The 24,642-nt window shown below is 73.6% G+C and carries 16 protein-coding genes; 10 read left to right on the top strand and 6 right to left on the bottom strand.

Going from position 1 to position 24,642, the window contains the following annotated elements:
• Positions 1-8: 8 nt before the first annotated feature.
• Positions 9-581: a TetR/AcrR family transcriptional regulator gene (locus AGRA3207_RS10310; RefSeq protein ID WP_231334357.1), complete on the bottom strand. Its 573-nt coding sequence runs from the start codon at positions 579-581 to the stop codon at positions 9-11.
• Positions 582-705: 124 nt separating this feature from the next.
• Between AGRA3207_RS10310 and AGRA3207_RS10305 the strand changes: the two genes are divergently transcribed.
• The gene (locus AGRA3207_RS10305; RefSeq protein WP_231334356.1) at positions 706-2,277 is read left to right on the top strand and encodes an amidohydrolase family protein; all 1,572 of its coding nucleotides are present in this window, start codon (positions 706-708) and stop codon (positions 2,275-2,277) included.
• Between the two features lie 75 nt (positions 2,278-2,352).
• A complete protein-coding gene (locus AGRA3207_RS10300; RefSeq protein WP_231334355.1) occupies positions 2,353-2,526 on the top strand; it encodes a DUF418 domain-containing protein in 174 nt (57 codons plus the stop codon).
• Between the two features lie 55 nt (positions 2,527-2,581).
• Here AGRA3207_RS10300 and AGRA3207_RS10295 read toward each other — a convergent pair whose 3' ends face one another.
• Together AGRA3207_RS10295 and AGRA3207_RS10290 are read right to left on the bottom strand one after the other, a co-directional pair.
• A complete protein-coding gene (locus AGRA3207_RS10295; protein ID WP_231334354.1) occupies positions 2,582-4,291 on the bottom strand; it encodes a protein kinase domain-containing protein in 1,710 nt (569 codons plus the stop codon).
• Positions 4,292-4,338: 47 nt separating this feature from the next.
• The gene (locus AGRA3207_RS10290) at positions 4,339-5,871 is read right to left on the bottom strand and encodes a DUF4407 domain-containing protein (RefSeq protein WP_231334353.1); all 1,533 of its coding nucleotides are present in this window, start codon (positions 5,869-5,871) and stop codon (positions 4,339-4,341) included.
• Between the two features lie 639 nt (positions 5,872-6,510).
• Between AGRA3207_RS10290 and AGRA3207_RS10285 the strand changes: the two genes are divergently transcribed.
• Genes AGRA3207_RS10285 through AGRA3207_RS10270 form a run of 4 tightly spaced genes read left to right on the top strand, consistent with a single transcriptional unit; the run spans position 6,511 to position 14,128 of the window.
• Positions 6,511-8,127 carry a hypothetical protein gene (locus AGRA3207_RS10285; protein WP_231334352.1) on the top strand — a complete coding sequence of 539 codons (1,617 nt, stop codon included), beginning with the start codon at positions 6,511-6,513 and terminating at the stop codon, positions 8,125-8,127.
• Between the two features lie 7 nt (positions 8,128-8,134).
• Complete coding sequence (locus AGRA3207_RS10280) at positions 8,135-9,157, top strand: hypothetical protein (protein WP_231334351.1); 1,023 nt, start codon at positions 8,135-8,137, stop codon at positions 9,155-9,157.
• A 10-nt stretch (positions 9,158-9,167) separates the two neighbouring features.
• Entirely contained in the window at positions 9,168-11,771 is a 2,604-nt protein-coding gene (locus tag AGRA3207_RS10275) for a hypothetical protein (RefSeq protein ID WP_231334350.1), read from the top strand.
• The gene (locus tag AGRA3207_RS10270) at positions 11,768-14,128 is read left to right on the top strand and encodes a hypothetical protein (RefSeq protein ID WP_231334349.1); all 2,361 of its coding nucleotides are present in this window, start codon (positions 11,768-11,770) and stop codon (positions 14,126-14,128) included. The genes AGRA3207_RS10275 and AGRA3207_RS10270 overlap by 4 nt, the downstream gene beginning before the upstream one ends.
• A gap of 10 nt (positions 14,129-14,138) precedes the next feature.
• Here AGRA3207_RS10270 and AGRA3207_RS10265 read toward each other — a convergent pair whose 3' ends face one another.
• On the bottom strand, positions 14,139-14,936 hold the full coding sequence (locus AGRA3207_RS10265) for an NO-inducible flavohemoprotein (RefSeq protein ID WP_231334348.1): 798 nt from the start codon (positions 14,934-14,936) through the stop codon (positions 14,139-14,141).
• A gap of 161 nt (positions 14,937-15,097) precedes the next feature.
• Positions 15,098-16,243 (bottom strand): FxsB family cyclophane-forming radical SAM/SPASM peptide maturase, encoded by a 1,146-nt coding sequence (locus AGRA3207_RS10260; protein ID WP_231334347.1) that lies wholly within the window; start codon positions 16,241-16,243, stop codon positions 15,098-15,100.
• A gap of 134 nt (positions 16,244-16,377) precedes the next feature.
• Here AGRA3207_RS10260 and AGRA3207_RS10255 point away from each other — a divergent pair, with 134 nt between their 5' ends.
• From AGRA3207_RS10255 to AGRA3207_RS10240, 4 genes are all read left to right on the top strand, one after another.
• Positions 16,378-16,581: a hypothetical protein gene (locus AGRA3207_RS10255; RefSeq protein ID WP_231334346.1), complete on the top strand. Its 204-nt coding sequence runs from the start codon at positions 16,378-16,380 to the stop codon at positions 16,579-16,581.
• A complete protein-coding gene (gene fxsT, locus AGRA3207_RS10250) occupies positions 16,578-20,258 on the top strand; it encodes an FxSxx-COOH system tetratricopeptide repeat protein (protein ID WP_231334345.1) in 3,681 nt (1,226 codons plus the stop codon). Before AGRA3207_RS10255 ends, fxsT begins: the two co-directional genes overlap by 4 nt.
• A gap of 20 nt (positions 20,259-20,278) precedes the next feature.
• Complete coding sequence (locus tag AGRA3207_RS10245) at positions 20,279-21,307, top strand: hypothetical protein (RefSeq protein WP_231334344.1); 1,029 nt, start codon at positions 20,279-20,281, stop codon at positions 21,305-21,307.
• 78 nt (positions 21,308-21,385) lie between these two features.
• Positions 21,386-22,510 (top strand): cation:proton antiporter, encoded by a 1,125-nt coding sequence (locus AGRA3207_RS10240; protein WP_231334343.1) that lies wholly within the window; start codon positions 21,386-21,388, stop codon positions 22,508-22,510.
• Here AGRA3207_RS10240 and AGRA3207_RS10235 read toward each other — a convergent pair.
• Entirely contained in the window at positions 22,445-24,637 is a 2,193-nt protein-coding gene (locus tag AGRA3207_RS10235; protein ID WP_231334342.1) for a hypothetical protein, read from the bottom strand. The two genes, AGRA3207_RS10240 and AGRA3207_RS10235, sit on opposite strands and share 66 nt — an antisense overlap.
• Positions 24,638-24,642 lie beyond the last annotated feature (5 nt).

Raw genomic sequence — 24,642 nt, 5'->3', positions numbered from 1 at the left:
CGCGGGGGTCAGTCCGAGCCCAGCAGCAGGCGGATCGCCTCGGTGATGTCGCCGCCCGACGGCGGCTCCTCCGGGTCGATCAGCAGGCGCATCATCAGCCCGGTGAGCAGCGCCTGGCACAGCGTTCCGATCAGCCGGGCGCTCGCGGGGTCGCCGGGCGCGCCCGCCTCGCCGAAGATCTCCGCCAGGCCGGCGCGCCCTTCGGCCATGCTCGCGGTGAGCGACTCGCGGAGCGCGGGGACGTGCTGGGCCTGGACCATCATCTCCGACAGGGCGGCCCACAGCGGGCGGTCGGACTCGAACGACGCGACGATCCGCGCCCAGATCAGCTCGAAGCGCCGTGCCGGGGACGCGGTGCCGTCGGCGACCTCCCGCACCGCCTGCCCGAGGCGCTCGCCCCACTCCTCCATCGCCTGGTGGAGGGCGGTGTTCAGCATCGCCTCGGTCGAGCCGAAGTGGTAGCCGATGGCGGCCAGGCTCGTCCCCGCCGCCGCGGTGACGTCGCGGGCGGTCGTCCGCGCGTAGCCCTTCTGTTCCAGGCACTCCCTGGCGGCGACCAGCAGTTGCTCGCGGTTTCCCATGGCCGGATGATATCAGCGTCTGAGAGAAGCGTCTGAGACAAATGTCTTGAAATTTGTCTCAGACGCTGTATACGTTGCGGGGGCGCCGCGATCCGGCGGCGAGCATCCGGAGCGGGGGAGTCCCATGCCACATCCGATCTCACGCCGCGGCGTCCTCGTCGGCGGCGCCGCGGCGGGCGCCGCGCTGGCCGTGGGCGCGTCCCGTGCCCCGGCCGCCGCCGGTCCCCGGCCCCGCCTGGCGCTGCGGGGCGTCACGGTCATCGACGCCACCCGCCCGCGGCCCCGGCCGGACAGCACCGTGCTGATCGAGGGCGACCGCGTCATCGCCGTGGGACGCCGCGACGAGGTGCCGGTGCACCACGGGGTCACGGTCCTCGACCTGCCGGGCAGGTACGTGATCCCGGGGCTGTGCGAGATGCACGCGCACAGCATCGGGACCCACGAGATCTCCCCGCCGCTCTACCTGGCCAACGGGGTCACCACGGTCCGCGAGATGGCCGGTTCCCCGGTCGTCCGGCGGTGGCGCGAGGACATCGCGCGCGGCGTCCTGGCGGGACCCCGGTGGACGATCGCGAGCACGATCATCGACGGCTCGCCCTCGCTGCTGGCCGGGCCGGACGATCCGGACGGCGCCCTCCTGGTCACCGGGGAGGCCGAGGCGCGCCGGGCGGTGCGGCGGGTCAAGGCGGAGGGGGCCGACTTCGTCAAGATCTACTCCAGGCTGGACGCGGCGTCCTTCCGGGCGGTCGCGGACGAGGCGCGGCGGCAGGGCCTCCCGCTCGCCGGGCACTGCCCCGACAAGGTCGCCCCCGCGTGGGCGAGCGACCTCGGCCAGCGCGGCATCGAGCACGTCCACACGCTGTGGTGCGCCACCTCGGCCCGCGACCGGCAGGTCCGCAAGGCACTGGACGCCATCACGATCGAGCCGGGCGACTACGCCGGATGGTTCCGCCGGTTCCACAAGGTGGAGTGGCTTGCCAGCGGGCATCCGGACCCCCGGCGCGCCGCCGCCCTCTTCGACCGGCTGGCCGCCAACGGGACCCGGGTGACGCCCACGCTGAGCATGCACCTCATCGTGGACCGTCCCGAGGACCTCTCACTGGACGATCCGCGGCTGAAGTACGTCCCCGCCGAGGACCGGGAGTGGTGGCGGTGGGCCGTGGACAACATCTACCTGCCCGGGCGCACGCCCGAGGAGGTCCGGCAGCAGCGCGAGCTGTTCGACCGCAGGCTCCGCTTCGTCGGCGCGATGCGGAAGGCCGGGGTGGGGCTGATGGGCGGCAGCGAGGCGGGGTTCATCTACGCCTACCCGGGCTTCAGCCTCCACGAGGAACTGGCCCTGCTCGTCCGCGCCGGCCTCACGCCCCTGGAAGCGATCGCGACCGCCACGCTCGAACCGGCCCGGTACCTCGGCGCCGAGCGGGACCTGGGGTCGGTCCGTCCCGGCAGGCTCGCCGACCTGGTCGTGCTGGACGCCGACCCCCTCGCCGACATCGGCAACACCACCCGGATCCACGCGGTCGTGGCCGGCGGACGGCTGATCACCGCCGAGCACCGGAGGCGGATGCTGGCGGACGTCGAGAAGGCCGCCGCTGCGCCGCGCGAGGGCCTGCGCGCGGCGCGCGTCGGCTGCGGCTGCCATGCCCCCTACAAGCGCGCCCCCTACAAGCGCGCCCCCTACAAGCGCGCCCCTTAGCAGCGCACCCCCCCTGCAAGCGCATCCTTGACGGGCAGGTCCTTCGCACGCTGACCGGCGGCGGCTAACAGTCTCGTGCCGAACGGGCGCGGCGGGACGTGGACGGTCGCCGCCTGGGCGGGGATCTGCGCGCCGACCATGGCGGCGGCCGTCCTCTGGCTCCGCCGCTTCGACCGCGGCCCCCTCGAACTGCTTTGGCGCCGCGCGTACCGTCCCCCTCGTCCCGCACCAGAGCCCGCCGGCCGCTGACCGATCGCCGGGTGTGGGCGGGGGCGCCTCGTGGGGCCTTCGCCAGGCGCGGGCGTCAGTCCAGGCGATGCAGGGCGTCGATGACCCGCTGGCGTTCCGCGGGACGCATCAGCTGGAGGTGATGTGCCGCCTGGCCGGGGTGGACGAGGAGGATCTCGGCGACCCGCGAGGCGTCCATCCGGTCCAGCACGCCGCCGAGCCGCTCGCGGGGGAACGCCTGGACGAGGACGGCCGCGCGGCGCGGATCCCCGGGGGCCTGGTCGAGCAGCACCGCGGCCCGCCGGGGGCTCATCCGCGCGAGGACGTCCGCCGTGCGCGCCGGTTCCAGGACCTCCAGGACGGCGATGGCCTGCGCCGGCGCGACGTCGTTCAGCACCCGCGCCGCGTGCCCGGGGGGCAGCGCGCGCAGGAGCCGGGCCGTCGGACGGTCGTCCGGGCGCATCGCGGCGAGGATCGCGGCGACGCCCCTGGCCGGGACCAGGACCAGCAGCCGGACGGCCCGCTCCAGGTCGAGACGGCGCAGCATCGCCACGGCCGTCTCCGGACGGGTGTGCCCGAGCACCTCCGCCGCGAAGGCGGGGCCCAGCGCCGTCACCACCGAGAGCGCCTCGTCCGAGCCGGGTTCCAGGCGGTCCAGGACCCGGGCCGAGGCGCGCGGCCCCTGCTCGCGGAGTAGCGCCGCGGCCTGCTTCGGGTTGCGCGCGACGATCGCGGCGAACCCGCCCGGCGGGCGCCAGGAGGGCGGCACGTCCGCCGGAGCGGCCCGTCCGTCCCGTTCGCCCTGCTCGGCCGGTCCGTTCTGCTCGGCCGGTCCGTCCTGATTGGGCTGTTCGTCCCGCCTGCTCTGTCCGACCTGCCGGGTCGTGGCCGGGCGGGGGGAGGACCCTCCGGAGACGGTGCGGCGAGGGGCCCGCGGGGGCGGCGGGCCCACCGGCCCCGCGAGGACCTGGCGGAGCATGTCGCGCGCCGTCCGCGCGTCCAGCCGGCGGCCCGGGTCCTTGTCGAGCATCTGGACGATCACCGGAGCCAGCCGCCCCGCCCTGGCCATCGGGTCCGGCGGCTCGTGGAGCAGCGCGTAGATCAGCTCCGCCTCCTGGTCGCGGGCGAACGGCAGGCGGAGCTCCATCGCCTGGTACAGCGTGACCCCCAGGGACCACAGGTCCACCTCGGGGCCCGACGCGCGGCTGAAGCGCTCGGGCGCGACGTAGGCCAGGGTGCCGATCAGGGAGCTGCGCGTGGTGAGCTGGTGGCCCTCGATCGCCGCGTTCCCGAAGTCGATCAGCCGGACCCGCGGCCCGAGCGGATCGCCGGGCGCGGTGGCCCGCTGGATCAGGATGTTCGCCGGCTTGATGTCCCGGTGCACCACCCTCTCCGCGTGCGCGGCGATGAGCGCGTCCAGCACCGCGATGCCGATCTCGGCGACCCGGTCCTCCGACAGCGCGCCCGGCTTCCGCGTGATCCACTCCGCCAGCGACTCGCCCTCGATGTACTCCATGACGATCAGCGGGGCGTCGGCGCTCTCGATCAGCTCCAGGATCTGGACGATGTTCGGGTGCCGCAGCCGGGAGGCCGCCCGCGCCTCCCGCAGCACCCGGGACGACGAGAGCGGCGGCCGCCCGCCGCCCGCCGGCACGCCCGTGTGCATCTCCTTCACCGCGACGTTGCGCTCCAGGCTGCTGTCCCAGGCGAGCCAGACGCTGCCCATGCCGCCCTCGCCGAGCTTGCGCACCCGCTCGAACCGCCCGCCGCCGGATTGAACCGCCACTCAGGGCACTCCCACTGTCGTCGCGAATCGTCCGCCCGGCCGCCGGATCAGTTGTCGAACTCCAGCAGCCGGTCGGTCCCGTCCTCGGTGTCGAGCCGGGACGTGGCCCGTTCCTGCCGGGGCTCGGGCATCGGGGACCTGGTCCTGCTGGACCGCGGGCCCCCGGCGGCCGGTGATCTCGGAAGGTCGGCGTTGCCGTCCTCGCGGCCCGGTGCCGCGGGCGGGAGGACGTCGCCGAAGTCCTGGTCCTCGTCGCCATGGCCGTACACGTGGTCGTCCGGCATGTTCATCAGCTGCTCGGCGTCCCAGCGGTGCGGGCTGCCGGTCTCGTGGGGGAGCCCGGCGTTCCATTCCCGTCCCGGATCATCGTCGTCGTCGAGGATGCCGGTTCCCTTGGCCGGCGTCCCTTCCTTCTCCGGCTCCGCGGGGATCCCCCAGATCTCGCGGATGGCATCGTCGATCTTGGCGTCCGCGGTCCCGGAGGATGTGCGGATCAGCAGTTTGGCGCGGGCGAGGTCCTCCTTCTCCTGCACCTTCGAGAGCTTGTCGTAGGTGCTCTCGGGCAGGAACAGCATCAGCAGCTTGACCAGCACGGGCAGGATCTCGATCACGGTGAAGAGCAGGATCAGCGCGCGGTGGGCCGTCCGCATGGAGCCGTCCTGCGCCGCGAGCTGGTCGAGCGCCTTGATCCTGATGAGCAGGCCGTTGGAGCTCTGCTGCTTCGCGGTGAAGGTCTTCTGCAGCGCCTCCTGCCGCGCGATCTGCTCGTCCAGCCTCTTGCGCACTCCGGGCAGGGCCGTCTTGGCGTCGGCGACGCGCTGCGCGCGGCTCTTGTCGTCGTTGGACGCGAGGCGGCGCTTGCGGTCCTCGATCTGGCCGTTGATCGAGGCGACCTGCCGCTGGGCCGAGTCGTACGCCTTCTGCGCGGCCTCGGCGAGCGGGCCGCGCCCCTTCGGCTTGCAGGGGCCGTAGAGCTGGCACTGGAGCTTCTTGTAGGCCGCCTCGCTGCCCGCCTGCGCCTGCTTGAGCTGGGACTGGAGCCCGATGATCACTGGGTCGTCACCGGGGTTGCGCGGCGCGTCGCCGCCGCTCGCGATGATCTTCTCCAGGCCGCCGCGCTGGGCCGTCAGCGCGGCGATCTCCTTGCCCAGGTCCCCGTTCTTCTGGCGCTCCTGGAAGGAGTCGGCGTCCGCCTGGTGGATGCGCGCGATCTCCGCCGCGATCTCCGGCTCGAAGATGCGCAGGACGATCGGCGTGGAGATGACCAGCCCGAACAGCACGGCCAGCGCCAGCCGGGGCACGGCCGTCAGCAGGTTCTGCCGTTTCGAGCCGCGCTGGATGGAGCTGACCAGCCAGCGGTCCAGCATGATGATCCCGAGCGCCCACGCCAGCCCGAAGGCCACCGCCAGCGGCGTCATGACCTGCACGGCGCTCTGCAGGGCGAACGCCATGGCCACCCCGGCGATCGAGCCGGTGATCAGAATGGCGCTGCCGACTCCGACGTATTTCGGCTTGTCGCCCGGGCTTAATTCGAGGACCTCCGCGCGGGCGCCGGAAAGCCACACCAGAACGTTCTTCAATAGCCTCCCCCTTGCTGCCGCCACCGGGCCCGGTGTGATCCGTTCGATCTTTCTCGGCCCCCGTCGGCACCGGCCCCGGCGAGTGTACGGACGGACGCCCACGCCGAAAAGGTAGATGTACGCATTCGGACGATCAATCGCGCGAATCCACGGATCTAGCTGTACCTCATCGCGGGTGCCGGATCCCGCTCCAGCCGGGGGACGGCGGTGACCGGTTCCGGACAAAGGCAGGTCTGGTGCGCTTTTGCGGACAGTGGGTCCGGTGTGCCTACTATGCCGGAGTGGGGGGCCCGGCATGGCAACACCGTGCCGGGTGAAGGGGTTTCGATCGAACGGGGCAGTCGATTATTCGCGGGGGCGCGCGAGCCTGTATGAAAAGATCAGTGATCTCCATCCCACCCGGCTTTGGGCGACAAACATGCGATGCGAGGGAAAACCTCTATGTCGCATCATGAGGTTGACTATGTGGAATGTCCGGTTTGTTTTGCTTTAAGTGACACGAACGCGCCCTGCGCATGCGGATGGTGGCCGTCGTCCCCGAGTACGGCCGGGCACCCGGAGGGTCGGGGGGACGGCCCGGACGAGGGTGAGCGGCTCACGGCGGCACAGCGGGCCTTCGACGCCGTCGCAGCCGCCCGGATGTCACCGTCCGGCGGGCGTGACCTGCCCTTCATCCGGGGCGGCCGGCCGAGCACGGCGGAATGGGACGAGGCGCTGCGCCGGGCCGAGGCCGGAGGCGACCCGGCCGAGCGGTTCCGCGGCCGCATCCAGCAGGCCATCGCCGAGCTGTCCGACCGGGGCCGCCTCGCGATCGCCGAGGCGGGCGAGTCCGGGATCACCGTCACCGTCATCGTCATGGACGGGTTCGGCCTGCCCCGCCCGCGTCCCCGCCCGGCCGTGCCCTGGACGGCGCTGGTGCCGATGCTGGCCACCGGCTCCCTCCAGGAGCTGAGGTTCCGGCTGGCGGGCGGCCTCGGCGGCGTCGACCACGCGCGGCTGTGGAGCGAGCTGCGCCGGAACCTGGAGGAGCAGGTCGCGCCGCCGGACGGGCACCGGCTCGAACTCGTCTGCACCGCGCCCGGGTGGCCCGTGCCCGAACGGGCGCTGGCCGACCTCGCGAGGCTGGCGGGCGACGCCGGAGGGAACGCGCCGGACGCGTGGACGGCGCCCGATCCGCACGACCACCGGCGATCGCCCTCCCGCCTCATCGGCGTCGACGTCGCCGCCGCCGTCGGCGACGCGGTCGCGGCCCTTCCCCTTCGCGCCCCGCTGGACCTGGTGGTCGTCGAGATCGAGTCCTCCGGCAGGATCCTGCCGATCGGGACGCAGCTGTTCGCCGCGGGCGACGAGGTCGGCACCGAGAGCGCGGTGAGCCTGCGCTGCGTCCACCCGCACGACGACGGGACCGTCCTCGCGGTCGTGACGTGGCGGGACGACGGCCCCCGCGCGCTGTTCACCGGCGTCGTGCGGCTCCCCGCCGGACGGCACCGGCTCCGCGCGGTCCTGGCCGGCGCGGGGCAGGTCAAGTTCGTGGAGCCCGGCGGGGTCGAGCCGGAGCGCCGGTCCTGGTCGGAGCTGATGGCGACGCTGCCGGACCGCCTCGTCCCCGAGACGACCGAGCTCGACGTCATCTGCGTGATCGACCGGTGCGGCGGCGGGTTCGAGTCGCGCCGCAGGCTCGCGACCGAGTTCGTCAAGCTGGTGAAGCGGCGCTTCCCCCGCCCCGAGCAGCTCGGCGTCGCGGTGGTCGCCTACGGCAGGCACGACTTCCGGCTGGAGCAGGAGCACGCCGGCGTCCTGGAGGGCGCCTGGCTCGCGCCCGCCGCGTCGGCGCTGGACACCCTCGCCGGGCTCCGCTCGGTCCGTCCCGACCGGGTGCTGGGCGCGCCCGTCGAGGAGGCCCTCGGGCTGGTGGCCCAGGGCGTCCGCAAGATCCCCGCCAAGCGGAGGGTGGTGACGCTGTTCTTCGGCGACCGCCCGCCGCATCCCCCGCGGGACGACCCGGACGGCGTCCTCCCCTGCCCGCGCGGGGTCGACTGGCGGCGGGAGCTGCGGCGGATCGAGCGGCATCCCCGCCTGACCAGCGCCGTCGTCCTCGACTCCTCCGAGCGCCTCGACGCCGCGTGGCGGCGGCTCGGCCGGACGGCGCTGCTGCGCCTGGACCAGGCGGACGCCGGGCGCCTCGCCGCCGCGACGCAGGTCGTCGTGCCCGACTCCGGCCGGCTCGTCTTCCCGATGCTGGACCCCGAGAACTGAGGTGACCATGAAGACCGGTTCGGTGAACGGGCTGCCGCGCCCCCAGACGAAGATGGCCAAGATCGGGCTGTGGGGGGCGTCGGGCAGCGGGAAGACCTCCTATCTGGCCGCGCTCTACGTCGCGGTCACCCAGAACGGGAAATGGAACATCGGGGGAGTCGACCAGGAGTCGGTCGACTTCCTGACCGAGAAGACCGACACGCTCACCCAGCAGCGCCGCTTCCCGGACAAGACCGAGGGCATCCAGAACCTCAGCTGGAACGTCATGGGCGAGACCGAGGAGGTCGTCGGCGGCCGTTTCCGCAGGCGCGTCGAGACCGTCCCCCTCTACTTCCAGCTCGACATGCTCGACGCCGCGGGCCAGCTCTTCAAGGGCACGACCGAGGAGGACGCGACGGACGGGGACATCCTCGACTTCAACGACGCCGGAAGCGGCTCCGGGAGCGGCCCCGAAGAGCTCATCGACCAGCTCGCGAGCTGCGACGGGATCGTCTACCTCTTCGACCCCGTCCGGGAGAATAAGGAGGGCGACGAGTTCCGTCACGTCCAATGGGCGCTGCAGAACATCGTGCACCGGGCGTCCAACGAGGGAAGGCTCATCGGCAGGCACCTGCCGCATTTCCTCGCCGTCTGCATCACCAAGCTGGACGACCCGAAGGTCTTCCACACCGCCTACAAGCGGGGCTACCTCACCGCCGACCCAGACGACCCCCACCTCTTCCCCCGCGTGCGGGAGGACAAGGCGGAGGATCTGTTCCGGGAACTGGGCAACCTCTCCCCGACCAGGAGCGCGCTGATGGTCCACAACGCCATCAACGCCGCGTTCCTCCCCGACCGGGTGTGCTACTTCGCCACCTCGTCCGTCGGCTTCTACCTCGCCCGCACGTCCTCCCGCTTCCGCGCGGCGAACTTCCAGAACGTCGTCCCGCATCCGACGCAGGAACGCGAGTACACCATCCGCGGGGACATCCACCCGATCAACGTGCTGGAGCCGCTCCTGTGGCTGGGCGAGAAGACACGGCAGCGATAGGCGGCGCCCCATGGTGACGATCGAGATGGAATGGGCGCTGTGGAGCGAGCGGCCGGGTGCCCGGGACGACTACACCGTCCTTTCCTGTAGCGAGGGACAGCTCCGCCCCGCCCATTTCAAGAAGATCATCACCCGTTTCTCGCCGGGCACCGCCGAGGCCCAGTGGGGACTGCCCCGCGTCACCGTCGTCGCCGTGGACGTCGCGCAGAGGCCGCATATCGGCATGGCCATCCAGGCCCGGTCGGACCAGCATGACGGAACCGGAAGGAGGATCGCGCCGACCCGGTTCTTCCTCTTCCCCTATGAGGCGCTGGACGGGAATCCGGTCTCCTATCACGCCCTCTACTCGTCCCTGATCGGCCTCCCCCTGCCCGAGGCGGGCGACAGCCGGCTGCTGCGGGTCGAGGTGCCCGGCTTCGACGCCTCGGTGGTCGCGGAGGACCTGGAGCTGCTGGGCGCCGACTCCACCTTCGCCGCCGCGCACCTCCTGCACATGGAGCGGCTGTGCGTCACGGGCGCCGAGCAGGCCACGACGGACGAGCGGCTGCGGTACCTCGACGCCGCCGTCTCGCTCCTGCCCTACGGCTACCGCGCCAAGATCACCGCGACGACCTGGGCCAACAGCGCCACCCGCCACAACCTGCGGATGGTCTTCTCACGGCGTGCCAACGACCCCGGCACCGTGGAGGTGCCGTGGGAGGGGCCCACCGCCGCCCCTCCGGCCAGCGCCTTCGCCAGCCGCCTGAAGGAGATGCTCGGCCGCTTCCCGCACCCCCAGGTGATCGGCCTGCTCGCCGGGCACACGGCCCCGCGCGCGTTCGACGACCCCCACGGCGCGTCCGACACGCTGCACACGATCGAGGACCGGCTCCAGCGCGACCACGCCCTCTCGTCCGGCGACCCCGCCCCTTCGGACCTGCGCAGATGGCTCGACGAGGAGGACCTCTCCGACGGCGACGCGGCGCGCATCCTCCGCAAGCTGCTCCCGGTGGCGCAGAGCAAGGACGTCGAGCGCATCGCACGGTGGCTCCCTGTCGTCTCCGCGAAGAACCTCGCGTCGTGGCGCAGGCCGCTGTCCATGGCGTCCAAGAGGCTGCTGTGGAAAGAGGGGGCGCGGCTGGCGCCCCTGCTCAGGGCGCTGAACGACGACAAGGAGACCGACACCCTCCTCGCGGATCTGATCGGAACCCGGCCCACCGAGACCGCGCAGGTCACGAACGGCCTCGGCGCGATCGCGCACCTGCTCGTAGAGCTGGTCCTGCCGAACACGCAGGTCTATCCGCTGACGGGGGAGGCGGTGAGGGGCGACGGCCCCGTGGTGCTCGCGCTGGTCTTCGCCCTCTATGCCGACAATGGGGGGCCCCCGGCGCTCGAATGGGCTTGGGAGCGGTTGCCCGACGGCCTGGTGACCGCTGCCGACCGTCTCCTCGGAACGCTGTCCGAGGAGCCTCTCGACGTGGCGGTCATCAAGGACATCGCCCAGCACGGTGACAGCTGCGTGGCCACGATGCTCCAGATCGCCTGCCTGTGGAACAGGCTTGGTCTTCTCGCCGACGGGTTCGTGGAATGGCTGGTCTCCACCGGAGGGTGCGAGCCGGCGAGCAGCGGCTACTGGGGGAACGTCCTGTCGTCGTTGACCCCGGACGACCCCTCGATGCTGGCGATGATCGACGTCGTGCTCCTGGCCACCAGCCACCGCCCTTGCTGGATGATGGTCGTGGTACGCGAGCAGTGGATGGATTATGAGGACTCGTTCGTCAGCCACTGGAGGCGTCCCTGGCCCAACCCCGAGCTGATGATCATAGAGCTGGGAGATCATCTACGGTCCCAGTCGTGGCACGACGTTCCCGGCAGGGCAACCGACATCGTCTCCAGCCTGATCACGGTGCTGGAGCTGCACGACCAGCCGCTGGTGCGCAACGCCTTGATCGAGAGCCTCTCCAACGCCCATGATCTGTCGAACGACCCCTTCGCCGAAGAGTGGTTGAAGGCCAGAGGAGGCCGGCCCAAGAGCCCGGCGCCGACGCCCCACCCCGAGCCGCCCGTGGACCCGGAACCCCTGCCGCTTCCGGCCCGGCCGGGAGCGATATCGGAGAGAGCGGCATCCATCGTCGAGTACATCGGCGCCTGTGAGCGTCGCGGAGCCACCTCGTCCCAGGTGTACGCCCATATCAGGGATCAGAAGATGCTGACCGACGCCCGCGTCGCGGTGGAGGTGGTGACCTCGCTGGCCGTGTCGATCGGGCAGCGTGACTCGCTGAACACCGGCATCAACTGGAGGAACCACCTCATCGACTTCCTCTGCGAGGAGCAATTCGGCTCGGCGCTCGCCCAGGAGTTCAAGAAGCGGTATCTGACCATCCTCCTGCGAGGCATGTCGGATCAGATCAGGCTGCTCCAGAACTTCAGGGACGCCTCCGCGGAGTTCCTCGACGAGAAGGAGAACGCCGCGAAGATCAAGTCGGCCGCCGACGTGCTCCTCAACGTGATCAATGAAAAGGCCAAGGGGGCGAAGCGTCGGCGCCGCGGGCGGGACAGGCTGGACGAGCAACCGTCGGCGCCCCGGTCGGCGCCGCCCAAGGACGCTTTCGCGGATCAGGGCCGGGTGGAATGACCTCGCTGGAGGCGGAGTGGGCGCTCTGGGGCCTCCCCGCGGACGGCGGCGCCGGCTACGCGGTCCTGGCGCGCAGCGACGGCCGGCTCCGCGGAGCGCACTTCGAGAAGATCATCACCAGGTTCTCCCCGGGGACGCCCGACACCGACGGCGCGCTCCCGCGCGTCACCATCGGGGCCGTGGACATCTCCAAGGTCCCCCACCTCGCCGTCGCCCTCCAGACCCCGCGGCCCGTCCAGGAGGGGCAGGGCGTCACGACCCGCCTGTTCGTGTTCCCCTACAGCGTCCTCAGCAGCGAGCCGGTCGGCTACCTGGGCCTCTACCGGCATCTGGCCGCCGCCGACCTCCCCGAATCCGGGACGGGCTCGCCGGTCACCGTGCGGCCTCCGGCGCTGGACACCACGTCCGTCGCGGCCGACCTCCAGGAGCTGGGCCCGGGGCCCGCGTTCGCCGCCACCCTGCTCGTCCGCGACCAGAACGTCTGCGTCGTCCAGGCGGAGTCCACCTCGCTGGACGAGCGGCTCCGCTACCTGGACGCCGTGGCCGCGCTGCTCCCGTACGGCTACCGCGCCCGGCTCACCGCGACGACCTGGGCCAACAGCGCGACGCGCCACCCCTTCCGGCTGTTCTTCGCACGGCACGCGGGGAGCAACGCCCTCGGCGTCCCCCTGCGGGGATCGGCCATGCTCCCCGGCGAGCCCGACACCGAGCAGGAGCACCTGCGCCCGCTCAAGGCGGCACTCGACCGGCTCGGCGCCGAAGAGGTGATCCGGTCGTTCCTGAAGGACCCGGCGCCCCGGTTCTGCGACGACCCCGGGCCCGCCGTCCGCGCCGTGCAGGCCATGACCGCGCCCCCTCGCCCGCTGCCGGAGGACGCCGGCCTCACCGAGCTCCGGGACCTGTTCGGACGTCGCGAGAGCGTCCTGGCCATGGACCGCGGAACCGCCCGGGCGGCGATGTCGCGCCTCGTCGAGCTCGCCGAGCCGCAGGACTGGCCGACCATCGACGTCTGGTGGGCGGAGCTGGCGGGCGACGACCTCGTCGGCCTGCTGACCCCGGCGTTCGAGCGCTGCCACGCCCGGCTGTGGTCCGGCGAACCGGGCAGGATCCAGACGCAGTTGCTCATCGCCTACCGGTACGACCAGGGCGACGACTTCCTCGCGGCGCTCGTCGTCCCGCCCCGCATGTCCCGCGAGCGGATCGAGAACGGGCTGGCCGCCACGGCCCAGCTCGTCCACGAGAGCGTCATCGCCTGCGACGCGGCGGACGCGCACCCCCGCACGCTGCGCAGCCTGGTGGACCAGCCGCAGGTGATGTGCGAGCTGGTCGCGCAGCTCGCCACGTCCGACCGCGCCCGGCTGGCACGGGGCCTCGGCTGGCTCGCGACGGCGCGCGCGAAGGACCCGCGGGTGCTGGCGGTGCTCCGCGACGTCCTGACCTCCCGCGAACCGGACCCGCTGCCGTCGGAGCGCCTCAGGGGCCTCGCCGAGTCCGGGCGCGGCTGCGTCGCCGCGCTGCTGGACGCGGCCTGCGCGGTGGGGCGGCTGCCGCTGGTGCTGCGGGCCTTCGTCGAGCTCATGATCGAGGGCGGGACGATCCCGCCCGAGGAGGACCGCTACTGGGCCGACCGGGTCGGTGACCTGCGGGCCTCCGACCCCCAGGTCCAGGGGGCGATCGACGTCCTGCTCCTGGCCTTCGGCGGCCGCCCCGACATCGCCGGCGGGCTCGCCGGGGACGCGGACGGCTCCTACCGCCGCGGCTTCCTCGGCACCTGCGGGCTGCCCTGGCCGAAGGGACGCGGACCGGCCGCCGCGATCGCCGCGCTCCTCGACGACCAGGGCGGGCGGCGGGACGCCCGGCGGCCCCGCGGCCGTCCCGTCCCGCCGCTTCAGGAGCTGCTGGCCCTGGCCCTGGACCCGGCCGCCCACGGGCCCGCCGGTGAGGACGCCGACGCGATCGTCGACGGCCTCGTCGCGGGCCACCGGCGGGGCATGACCGCCGGACGCTGCCTCGACGGCCTCACCCCCGGCACCTGGACGCCCGCTCTGGCCGTGACCGTCGCCTCCCGGCTCGAACCCGCACTCGTCGGCCAGGGCGCCGCGCTCCGAACCGCGCGGGAGTGGAGCGCCGCCCTGGTCGGCCACATCGTCTCGGGGGCGCGAGGGCAGGACCTCGCCCGTGACTTCCCCGCGCGTCTCGCCGAGCACGTGGCCGCCGATCTGGAGGGACGGCTGTCGCTGCTGCGCGCCGTCGCCTCCGGTGACAGGGCCCGCCGTGACCTCGTCCGTGTCCAGACCCTGCTCGACCAGGTCGTGAAGACGATCAGCACCGACGGCGGGGGGACGGGCGGCCCCTGAACGCCTCGCGTCAGCCGGCCTGCTGCCACAGATCGGGCCCGAACACCTTGGCGGGGATGCGCACGGTCAGCGCGCCGAGGTCGATGCACCCCGCCATGACCAGGCCGTCACCCGGCGCGTCCGGTTCCTCGTACCAGGTGACCCGGTGCAGGTCGGTCATCCGGCCGGCCGCCTGGGCGGTCTGGACGCGCAGCGCGTGGACGGCGGGGCGCCGGTCGGCGTGCAGCGCGATGACGCGGCGGCCGGGCTGCACGGCCGCGAGATGGTCCAGCATCGCGGCGATCGGGGTGATCCCGATGCCCGCGCTGACCAGGACCAGGGGGTCGGGGCCGTCGTCGAGGACGACGTCGCCGAACGGCGTCCCGGCCAGCAGCTCGTCCCCGGCGCTTACCTCGCGGTGCAGGTACGTCGACACCGCCCCGTCGGGGGCCCCGCCGCGGCCGCGCACCCGCCGCACGGTGATCTGCATGGAGACGCCGTCCGCCGCGCGGGACAAGGTGTACTGGCGCGGCTGGCGCAGGCCGCCCGGGAGATCGACCGCCACCGACACGTACTGGCCGGGCCGGTGCGGGGCGGCCTTCCCCCCGTCCGCGGGACGGAGCACGAACGACACGACGTCCTCCGCCTCCTCGCGGCGCTCCGTCACGCGCCACGGCCGGAACCCGGCGGCGGGCGCGTGTCCGGCCACCTGGTAGAGCCGGGCCTCCTCGGCGGCCAGCAACGTCGCGAACAGCCAGTAGACCTCCGTCCAGGCCCCGCGCACCTCGGCGGTGACCGCGTCCCCGAGCACCTCGGCGACCGAGTCCATCAGATGGCGGCCGACGATCGCGTACCGGTCGGGGGCCCGCCGGGAGCCCGTCCGGCTTCGGATCGCCTCCCACGATGGCCCCGCACGGCACGCACGCCCCAGAGACCTTCGTCCCCGCCCCGGAGGACCTCCGGCCCGCCCCCGCCTCCCCGGCGCCGCCGTCAGCGGAGCGGGGCGAGGCCGCGTTCGAGCGACGCGCGGACGTGACCGAACAGGTGGTCCAGGTCGGTGCAGTAGACCGAGCGGTGGTCGAAACCGGAGCCCGCGCGGTAGCGATGCGCGTAGAGGCCACCCCCGCAGGTCCCGGCCCACAGGCACGGGGCGCAGTCGGCGGGCACGCCCGCCGTGCCGAGCTGGCGGACCACGGTCGCGGGATGGTGGAGCGCGGCCTCGAAATCGTCCCGGACGACGTCCAGGCCGAGGTCGGCGGCCCCCTCGTAGGTCGAGGCGAGGATGTCGGACTGCTCGATGCGGCCGTCGGTCTCCACCACGATCATCGCCGCGGGGCTGGTCCCGACGCCCTCGACCGCCGAGCCGCCCCCCAGCAGCACGTTGATGATCTCCTCGAACAGCCGGACGCCCGTCTCCCGGACCGGCGCCCCGAACCACCGGTCGAAGATCGGGATGAGCCAGTCCGCGTAGGCGCCCGGCGGGCCGGCGGGCCGCCGGCTCCACGAGGCGTGCGGCAGCAGCAGGTCGATCGCGGGCGGCGCGTGCCGCAGCAGCGACTCGTAGGTGTCGATCGGGTCGGCGTCCAGGTCGACGACGCACAGCAGTCCGGCGAACAGACCGCGGAACCCGGGCCGGCCGAGCTCCGCGAGCGCCTGCGCGACGCGTGCGTAGCTGCCCGGCCTCGCGCGGTCGTGGGCGGCCTCGGTGCCGTCCACGCTGATGCCGATCCGGACGCCCAGCTCGCTGAAGAGTTCGAGGAATGACCGGTCGAGCAAAGTGCCATTGGTCTGCAACGAGAAATGGACCGTCGCCCGTTCTCCCACCGCGGCGCGCACGGCGGACACCAGATGGCGCAATCGGTCCGGTCCGGCCAGCAGCGGCTCGCCGCCATGCAGGATCACCGACACTTCGGCCAGGTCATGCGTGGCGACGTGTTCGGCGATGCGATGGGCGGTGGCCTCGGCGATATGCCCGGCCATCGCGGGCGGGCGCCGCCGCCAGCGCTTGTCGGCCATCGTGTAGACATAGCAGTAGCCGCACGCGAGATTGCATCGACTGTGGACCTTGACGATGAACTGCCGAAAGGGCGTCGGCGTCCAGTCCGTCCGATCTCGGCCATGCCGATGGTCGATCATTGAATCGCATCCTCGATGGCCTGTCGTCACATGAGTGTCGCACGCCGGTGACCCCCGGGCAATGCGGAAAAGCGTCGCCGGGGGAACCGTGCTATGTCTACGATGGGCGGGTCCGGACGCAGGCGGTGAGGGACATGGACGAGCCTGGGCAGACGGCCCTGGTGGACCTTGCCGGGATCGATCTCACCGCGCCGGTGCTCGGCGACGGCTCGGTGCTCGACCGGGCGCTGGAGCGCATCATCCGGGAGCGGGGCACCGAGGTACCGCAGTACGCCAGCTTCATGAACGAGTGCGCCCGGACCGGAGACCGCGCGGGACCGGCGCGAGACCGCGCATGAGCCGGCCCGGCCGGACGCGGTGCGTCACGTTCCTGTCGGCCGCGCCCGGCCCGGGCCGGACCGCGGTGGTGGCCAACGCGGCGGTCGTGCTGGCGGGCGCGGGATCACGGGTGCTGATCGTCGGCTGGTCCGGCGGCCCGCCCGACGTCCGGGCCTACTTCGACGGCTTCCGGTCCGGTGCGCACGCGGACTCCGAGCCTCTCGCGCGGCGCCTGGGCGAGCTGACCGTCCCGTCCGGCGTGTGGCGGTCCGAGCGGCTCCGGCTGCCGGCGGACATCGGGGTGATCGACGTCATCGCCCCGGCGGGGCATGAGGCGTCCGCGCCGCCCGCGCTCTCCCGGACGGACGCGATCGAGACGGTCTCCACCCGGCTGCGCGCCCTGATGAACGAGTCGGCGCACGAGTACGTCCTCGTGGACGCCCCCGCCGACCCGGCGCCCGGCTACCTGGAGGTGATCGCCAGGGTCGCCGACATCGTGGTCGTGGTCCTCACACCGGGCCGGCTGCCCGCCACCAAGGCGTCCTGGCTCGCGCAGACCGTCCAGGAGCGCTCCGTCACCGGCGTGCCCGTCGTGCCGATGCTCGTGCCCGCCCCGGACGCCGGCCAGGCCGCTCCTCCCGCCCCGGCCGAGTTCCTCCGCCAGGTGTTCGGCGAGTTCCTGGAGCGAGGGCGGGGGGAACTGCTGGAGTTCCATGCCGGGCCGCCGCGGGGCGGCCCCCCGCTCCTGACCACGCTCGCCGAGGAGCCGGACTCGGCGGCCGTCCGGTCCTACGCCCGGCTCGCGGCGCTGGTGACGGAGGGCGCCGTCACCGGGATGCGGGCGGTGCCGCCCGGCCTGCGCGCCGGCTACCGGGCGGCGGCGGGGCTCCAGGAACCCGCCGTGACCGGCGACTTCACCCTCGTGCACGCCTGGCCGGACCGCCGCTGGGCCGACTGGATCCGCGCGACGCTGCGCGAGTGCGCCGCCGAGGTGACGCTGGCCGCGCCGGGCGAGCCGGTGAGCGGCCGGGTCATCGCGCTGGTCTCACCGGACCTCACCGGCGCGGCGGTTCCGGACCCCGATCTGGCCGTGGTCCTCCCGGACGGCGACGCCACGTCGGTGGAGGCGAAGGCGCTCTTCGAACCGGCGCCGGGCATGACGGCCGACGAGGCGGCCCTCCAGCTCCTCGGCCGCCTGGGACTCGTGCGCGTCCCCGCGCAGCACACGACGTTCACGCCGCGGTATCCCGGCGACGTCCGCTCCGCGCCCCCGATCACCAACCTCGCGCAGAACCCCGATCCCGGCTTCGTCGGCCGCGCCGCCGAACTGGCGGCGGTGCGCGAGTACTTGACCACCGCCGCCGACGGCTGCGTGCCGTATGTGCTGAGCGGCCCGCCGGGAGTCGGCAAGACGGCGATGGCCAGGGAGTACGTCCGGCTGTTCGGCGACGACTACGACCTGCTCTGGTGGCTCGATGCCCGCACTCCGGAACTCGTCCAGCAGGGCCTGGCCGACCTGGCCCACCACCTGGGGATCCCGCCGGAGGGGGACGTCACCAGGGCGGTGGTCTCCGTGCTCCGCACCGAGGAACGCCGGCCCTGGCTGATCGTCTACGACGACCCGGACGATCTCGCCGCGGTCGAGGACCTCGTCCCGTCCGGCGGGCCGGGCCATGTCATCGTCACCACCCGCGCCCCGGCCGGCCGCGCGCGGCCCGGCGCGGCCCTCACCGCCCTCGACCCGGTGCCCGGCGCCGAGCTGCTCCGGCAGGGCGTCGGCTCCGTCACCGTCGCGCAGGCCGCGGACCTGGTGGCGACCCTCGGCGGGCTGCCGCTGGCGGTGCGGCTCGCCGGCGCCTGGCTGCGCCGCAACAGCCGCATCCTGAGCGAGCGCGGCGCGTTCACCGAGGCGGCGGCCGCCTGGGTGGCGGAGGAGTTCCTGGCCCAGTACGAGAGGGCGGCGGCCGAAGGCGGCGAGCCGGTCGACGCGTGCCTCGCCCTGACGCTGCGCTCGATGGCGGAGGAAGGCGCGCCGGGACGCCTGGCCGTCCGGCTGGTGGAACTGTGCTCGTGGCTGGCGCCCGAGGGCGTCGGCCACCGGCTGCTGTCGACCCGGTCGTTCCTGGACGCCCTCGCGTCCGCCGCGGGACCCGACGAGCCGCTCGTCCACAGCGACCCCATGCTGCTCGACCGCGCGCTGCACCTCTGCGAGCAGTACGCGCTGGCCGAGTGGATACGGGGCGGGGGCGGGGTGGTCCGCCTCCACCGGCTGGTGCAGACGGCGGTGCGGGACGGCATGGGGGAGACGCTCGGCGGCAGACGCCGGGAACAGGTGCTCCAGGCCCTCGCCGAGTCCATACCGCCGGAGGTCGGCGGCCCGGTGGTCGCGAGCCGGGCCGTGTTCACCGAGCTGCAGCGTCACTTCGGCCCGTCCGGTGCCGCGGAGAGCCGGGCCGACGCCGTCCGCCGCTGGGCGGTCAACCAGGTGAGGTTCCAGTACGCCCAGGGCGACCGGGGAAGCTGGCCGGTCATGCTCCCGCTGGCCGAGCGCCTCGCGGAGACCTGGCCGGAGGACCTCCTCACGGGGCGGCTGCTCGGGCAGGTCGCCAACATCCGGCGCGGCCTCGGCGACTTCCGCGCGGCGCTGGAGGCGGGGGACCGCGCGCTGGCGATCCTGCGGCCGCTCGGCGAGGAGGGACGCTACGGGTCCATGGTCGTCAGCCGTGGCCGGTCCGCCGACCTGCGCGCCCTCGGCCGGTTCGCCGAGTCGCTGGGCGAGATCCAGGCCGTGTACGAGGAGGCGCGGGAGCTGTTCGGCGAGGGGCACCGCGACGCGATCCTCGCCAAGATCAATCTCGCGGAGGCCAGCCGGATCGCGGGCCAGCACGACCTGGCGCTCGACCTGATCCTCTCCGCCCGGGCCCAGCAGGTCGCCGAGTTCGGCGCCGACAGCGTCCCCGCCCTGCACTGCGCCGCCCTCGCGGGCCGCTACCTCGGGGAGAACGGGGACCGGGAGGCCGCCGGGCGGCTCCTCGTCGACAACCTGCGCCTGGTGCGCGACAGGAGGCCGGCCTCGCCGGAACTCGAACTGAGCCTGCTCGGCGGCCTGGCGATCGTCCAGCGCCTCGAACCGGGCCGTGAACTCGACCACCGCCGCATCAACGAGGTCAGGAACGGCTTCCGGGAGTACCTGGGGGCCGACCACCCGGCGACCGTGTCAGCCGAGCTGAGCCTGGCGATCGAGCTGCACATGGCCGGCCGCCCGGGACCGGCCCTGCGCATCGCCGACCGCTGCCTCGAACGTTTCGAGCGGACGTTCTCACCCGGCCACCCGTTCGTGCACCTGTGCCGGCTCGACGCCAACCTCTTCCGGCTCGACGCGGGAGCGGTCACGCCGGCGATGGCGCTGGAGGAGGCCAACGCGGCCGAAGCGGCCCTCGCCCGCGCACTCGGCGAGCAGCATCCGTGGGCGCTCGCGGCCGCCGTCCACATATCGCGCTGCCAGGTGGAGCTGGGCGACGTCGAGGGGGCACTGGCACTGGACGAGACGACCGCGGCCGACTGCCTGGATTTCCTCGGCCCGGACCACCTGTACACCGTGATCGCCTCCGCCGCGCGCGACGACAGCCGGAGCAGAAGGCGGGGCGGCACCGGCCGCGGCCGGCCGGTGATCTACCTGGACGTGCCGGCCGTCTGATGGGACAGAGGGGACAGCCGATGGCGGATGAGCATGTGACCTTCCTGGGAGGCAGGCCAGAGGTCCACGCCGCCGCGGTCGATCTCTTCCGAGAACGACTCGCGCTGACGCCCGTCCTCCACCACCTGGCCAGGTACGACCACGGCGCGATCGGGTTCACCGTCGACAGGCTGGACGATCCCGGCGCGGACGCGGCGCAGGCCGGTGCCTCGCCCGAGCGCCGGCCCTTCTACCTGGCCGCCGAACAGCAGCTCGCCTTCCTGGTGACCGCGCTCGACCGCGAGCTGGATCCCGCCGAGACGGGCAGGCTGATCAGGGTCGTGCTGCACGCCGAACAGGGGGCGATGTTCTGCGGCTCGGTCACCCCCCGCACCTGGGTCCTCGGCATCGCCTTCGGGCAGGCCGCGGCCCGGCCCGGACGTCCTCCGCAGGTCCTCCCGCGGGTCGGGCTGGTACGCGACGCCGACATCGCCCTGAGCGGCCTCTCGACCGAGTTGCGGGACATCCTCAGCCTGCCCTCCCAGAACCTCGGCGGCTGGCTGACGGCACCGCCGGACGGCCCCGGCCCGTCCCGGGACGAGGCGCCGCCCGACGGCGACCACCAGGCCGGGCTCCTCGCCACCGGGACGTCACCCCTGGTCGACCGGCTGGCCGACCTGCTGGACGCGCGCGAGCTGGTCTACGCCGCGCACGTCGCGTCGGGGAAGGTGACGGGATCGGCCGACCTGTTCGGCAACGTCGCCGTCGCGTCGGCGCGGCCCCCCGGCATGGACGCCTCCGCCTCGCGGGCCTTCTACGGGCAGCTGGCCGGACAGGTCGCGGTCCATGTCCGGATGCTCGGCCAGATCGCCCGCCAGGCCGTGCGGGGCCGCCTGCTGCGCGTCGTGCTCGACGTCGAGCAGGGCGCCGTCTACTACTACCGCCTCGGCGCGTCGGACTACCTGGTGGGCGTCACGATCAACCAGAAACGCGTCTCCTCCGCCGACGACCGGATGGGCGAGCTGGCCACCGGGCTGAGGCGGGCCGCGCGGTCCCCGGCGGCCGACTGATTGCCGCCGGGCCCCTGGGTCCCTACCCTCGGACTGAGGGCGTCGCGTCCTCTTCGGAGCTGCGGAAGCCGGGCCTTGGTGACGAGACGTTTCGCGTTCATCCTCGCGGTACTCGCGGCGGGCGCGGCGCTGGGCGGGCTCACCGGCCACGTCGGCGAGCTGCTCGGCGGCCCGCTCTACCTGCCCGCCATGATCGCGCTGCAGGTGGTCGGCCTCTACGGCAGCACCCAGGCGATCGATCTGCGCGCGGTGCGCCGCGACCTCGGGACGATCGTGGCGGCGGTGACCGTCGGCGTGGTGGTCAAGGCGGCGCTCATCACCGCCGTGATGGTGGCGCTCTTCCCGCATCCGGCCTCGCTCGTGCTGGGCATCGCGATGGCGCAGATCGACCCGCTGTCGGTGGCGGCGCTGCAGCGGGGTCCCCGGCTCTCGCGCCGCGGCCGGGCCCTGCTGCTGGCCTGGGCGTCCTTCGACGACCCGGTCACCAGCCTGCTGACCGTCTACGTCGCGGCGCTGGCATCGGCCGCCTCCGGCGGCTCCGTCCTCGGCCTCGGCGGGCCGGGCTCCTGGGCGGCGGACCTGGCCGCCAACCTCACGCTGGCCGGCGTGGCGCTGCTGATCGAGTGGACGGTCCGCAGGCGGCTGCGGCGATGGCCGGCGTTCCTCGTCCGCTGCGTGCTGCTGACCGGGGTGGCCGTGATCGCCGTCGCCCAGGTCTGGGTGCTGGCGGCCGCCCTGGCCGGGCTCGTCGTGCGGCCGCGATGGCCGGGACGGCCGCATGCCGTCGATCGCTTCCTCGGCAGGGCGACGGGCGCGGCCCTGCTCCTGGCCACGGCGCTGCTGGGTTTCATCCTGTCGGCGGGCGTGTCACCGTGGGCGGGCCTGGTCCTCGGCACGGCCGCGTTCGGCGTCCATGCCGTCGTGAGCCTGCCCCTCACCCGCCGGCAGGCGCCCTCCGACCGGGTGCCGATGGCGCTGGCCCAGCAGAACGGGATCACCGCGATCGTGCTGGCGCTCCTGCTGGAGCCCGCGTTCGGCGGCACGGTGGCGATCGTGGCCCCGGCCGTGCTGGTCACGAACCTGCTGCACCTGGCCGCGAACGCCTGGCACGGGCGGTCGGCGCGTCGGCCGGACGTCTCAGCCGTCCCGCGCGGCGGCCGCTTCGAACGTGACGCGGATCTGGTGCCCGAGGTCGTTCAGTAGCCCGTTGACGTCGGACTGCCGCAGCCGGGTGCCCCGGTCGCCGGGGCCGCCCCGGGACGGCGCCTCGCGCAGCGGGCTCAGCTGGTGGATCGGCGTGCGCTCCAGCACGTCCTCGTAGGTCCGGCACAGCCCGCGCAGCCGGGGGAGGTCGGCGGCCGTGGGCGCGGCGCCGAGCCGCGCGTGCCAGTCGCGCACCCCGTCGCGGAAGGCGAGGACCACGCTCTCGACGAGCTTGGCGAGGCCGGCGGCGCGTGCCGCCTCGCCGTTCCGCAGCCGGGGCAGCATCCCGATCGGCGCCTCGGACGGAGCGGACCCGAACATCTCGCCCAGGACGGCGTCGAGCCCCGTGAAGTCGCGCAGCCCGGTCAGTGCGCCGGTGAAGAGCGTCTCGGCCTCCGCGGGCAGCGGCCGGGCCGTCTCGCCCCGCGCGGATTCCGGCGAGGGCTCCCGGTGCAGCCGGATGGACAGCTGCTCGACCTGGGCTCCGAGCAGTTCGAGGTACTGCTGCGTGCTGTCCTGCATCGCCGTGAGACGCCGCAGCTCGGTCTGGACCGCCGCGTTCGGGTCGCCGTGATGGTCCAGGCCGCCGATCGCTCGCCGGAGCGTCTCGTCGAGCCCGGCGGAGAACCGCTCCGGCGTGACGAGGAGCGGCGGCCCGCCGAAGGCGTCGTCCAGGGCCGGGGCGACGGTGGCCGCCACGAAACCGCCGATGAGCAGGAGCGTGCCGGCGCCGGGGACCGCCTCGCGCACCGCGTCCGCCGCCGCGCCCAGCGCCCGCGCGGCCGTGGCGTCCAGGACCGACTCGCTGAGGAACACGGCCAGCCCGCCGCGGCCGGCGGGCACCCAGAAGTCGGGCCGGGGGGCGCCGGTCCCCGGTCCGACGGGGTGATCGGTATGGAAGGGACGGCCGAGCCGCTGAAGGGCCTCGGCGACGCGCTCCCGCACGGTGGCGAGAGGGACGGTCTCGAAGCACTCCCGCACGGCCTCGCGGACCATGTACCGGGTGACCTGGCCGGTCGGCAGCGACATCCGGTAGCAGGGGCGGCACAGCCGGATCGTGTCCCGGGCGTTCCCTCCCGTCAGCGCGACCATGTAGTCGACGATCTCGGGTTCGAACGGGCCGGGACCGGCGCCGGGGCCGGCGCCGTGGCGGGTCCGCGCCATGCGGGCCTCGATGTAGGCGGCGACCTCGTCCCGGGAGAGGGCGTCCACCTCGACGCGTTCGATGTGCGCCGCGTCCTGCCGGTCGAGCAGGGACAGGAACTCCGGCCGCCCCGACAGCACCAGGAAGACGCCCTGGTCGCGCGCCATCCGCAGCAGCCCGTGGAAGGCTTCGAGGGTCTCCTCGGACGGGCTGCTGCCGCTGGGCAGCACCTTCTCCAGGTCGTCCAGGACCAGCACGAACCGGCGTGACCGGCCGCCGAGGGCCCGGACCAGCGCCCCGATCGCCTCCAGGGCGAGGGCGCCGGTGGCGATGCGGGTGTCGATCCGCCGGTCGCGGAGCAGCTGGTCGGGGGCCCCGCCGCGCAGCCATTCCCAGACCTGGTCCCCGGCCTCCGGGCGCAGCAGGAGCATGAAGGCGGTGCCGAACTCCCCGCTGCCGGTGACCTTCGACAGCTGACCGCCGAGCTCGCGCAGGAAGGTGCTCTCGGCGAGATGGAACCGCGCGACGAACCGCTGGGGATCGACGCCGGGCTCCCGCAGCCGCTGGGCGATCTCCGGTGGAAGACCGGTGTGCTTGAGGGAGTCGGCGACGATCTCGGCGTAGTAGCGCCGGACGCACGCCGTCAGCCGGCCACGCGTGACGGCCGCCAGGAACGCCGTCTTATAGAGGCCGAGGAAGCCGCCTTCGGCCGCCGCGGCGTAGGCGTCGTGATCGGGTCCGCCCGTCCGCTCACGCCACCGCCGCAGCAGAAGCGCCGCGAGATGGGTCTTGCCGCAGCCCCGGCCGCCGGAGATCGCCAGGACCGTGCCCAGGCCGTCGCCGCCGAGGTACTCGTCGAGCAGCCGCCCGGACCGCAGGGTGGCCGGGGTGGGGACGCTCACCGTGTCGCCGCTGTCGTCGCCGGTGTCCGGTGCCTTGGCGGCCGCGTCCCGCGGGAACGGATCGTCGTCCGGCATCCCCACGGTGA

It is taken from the genome of Actinomadura graeca (assembly GCF_019175365.1).
In the GTDB taxonomy this organism is placed as follows: Bacteria; Actinomycetota; Actinomycetes; order Streptosporangiales; family Streptosporangiaceae; genus Spirillospora; species Spirillospora graeca.
The sequence above is the reverse complement of the archived record's forward strand: the minus strand, read 5'-3'. Positions and strand labels throughout refer to the sequence as shown.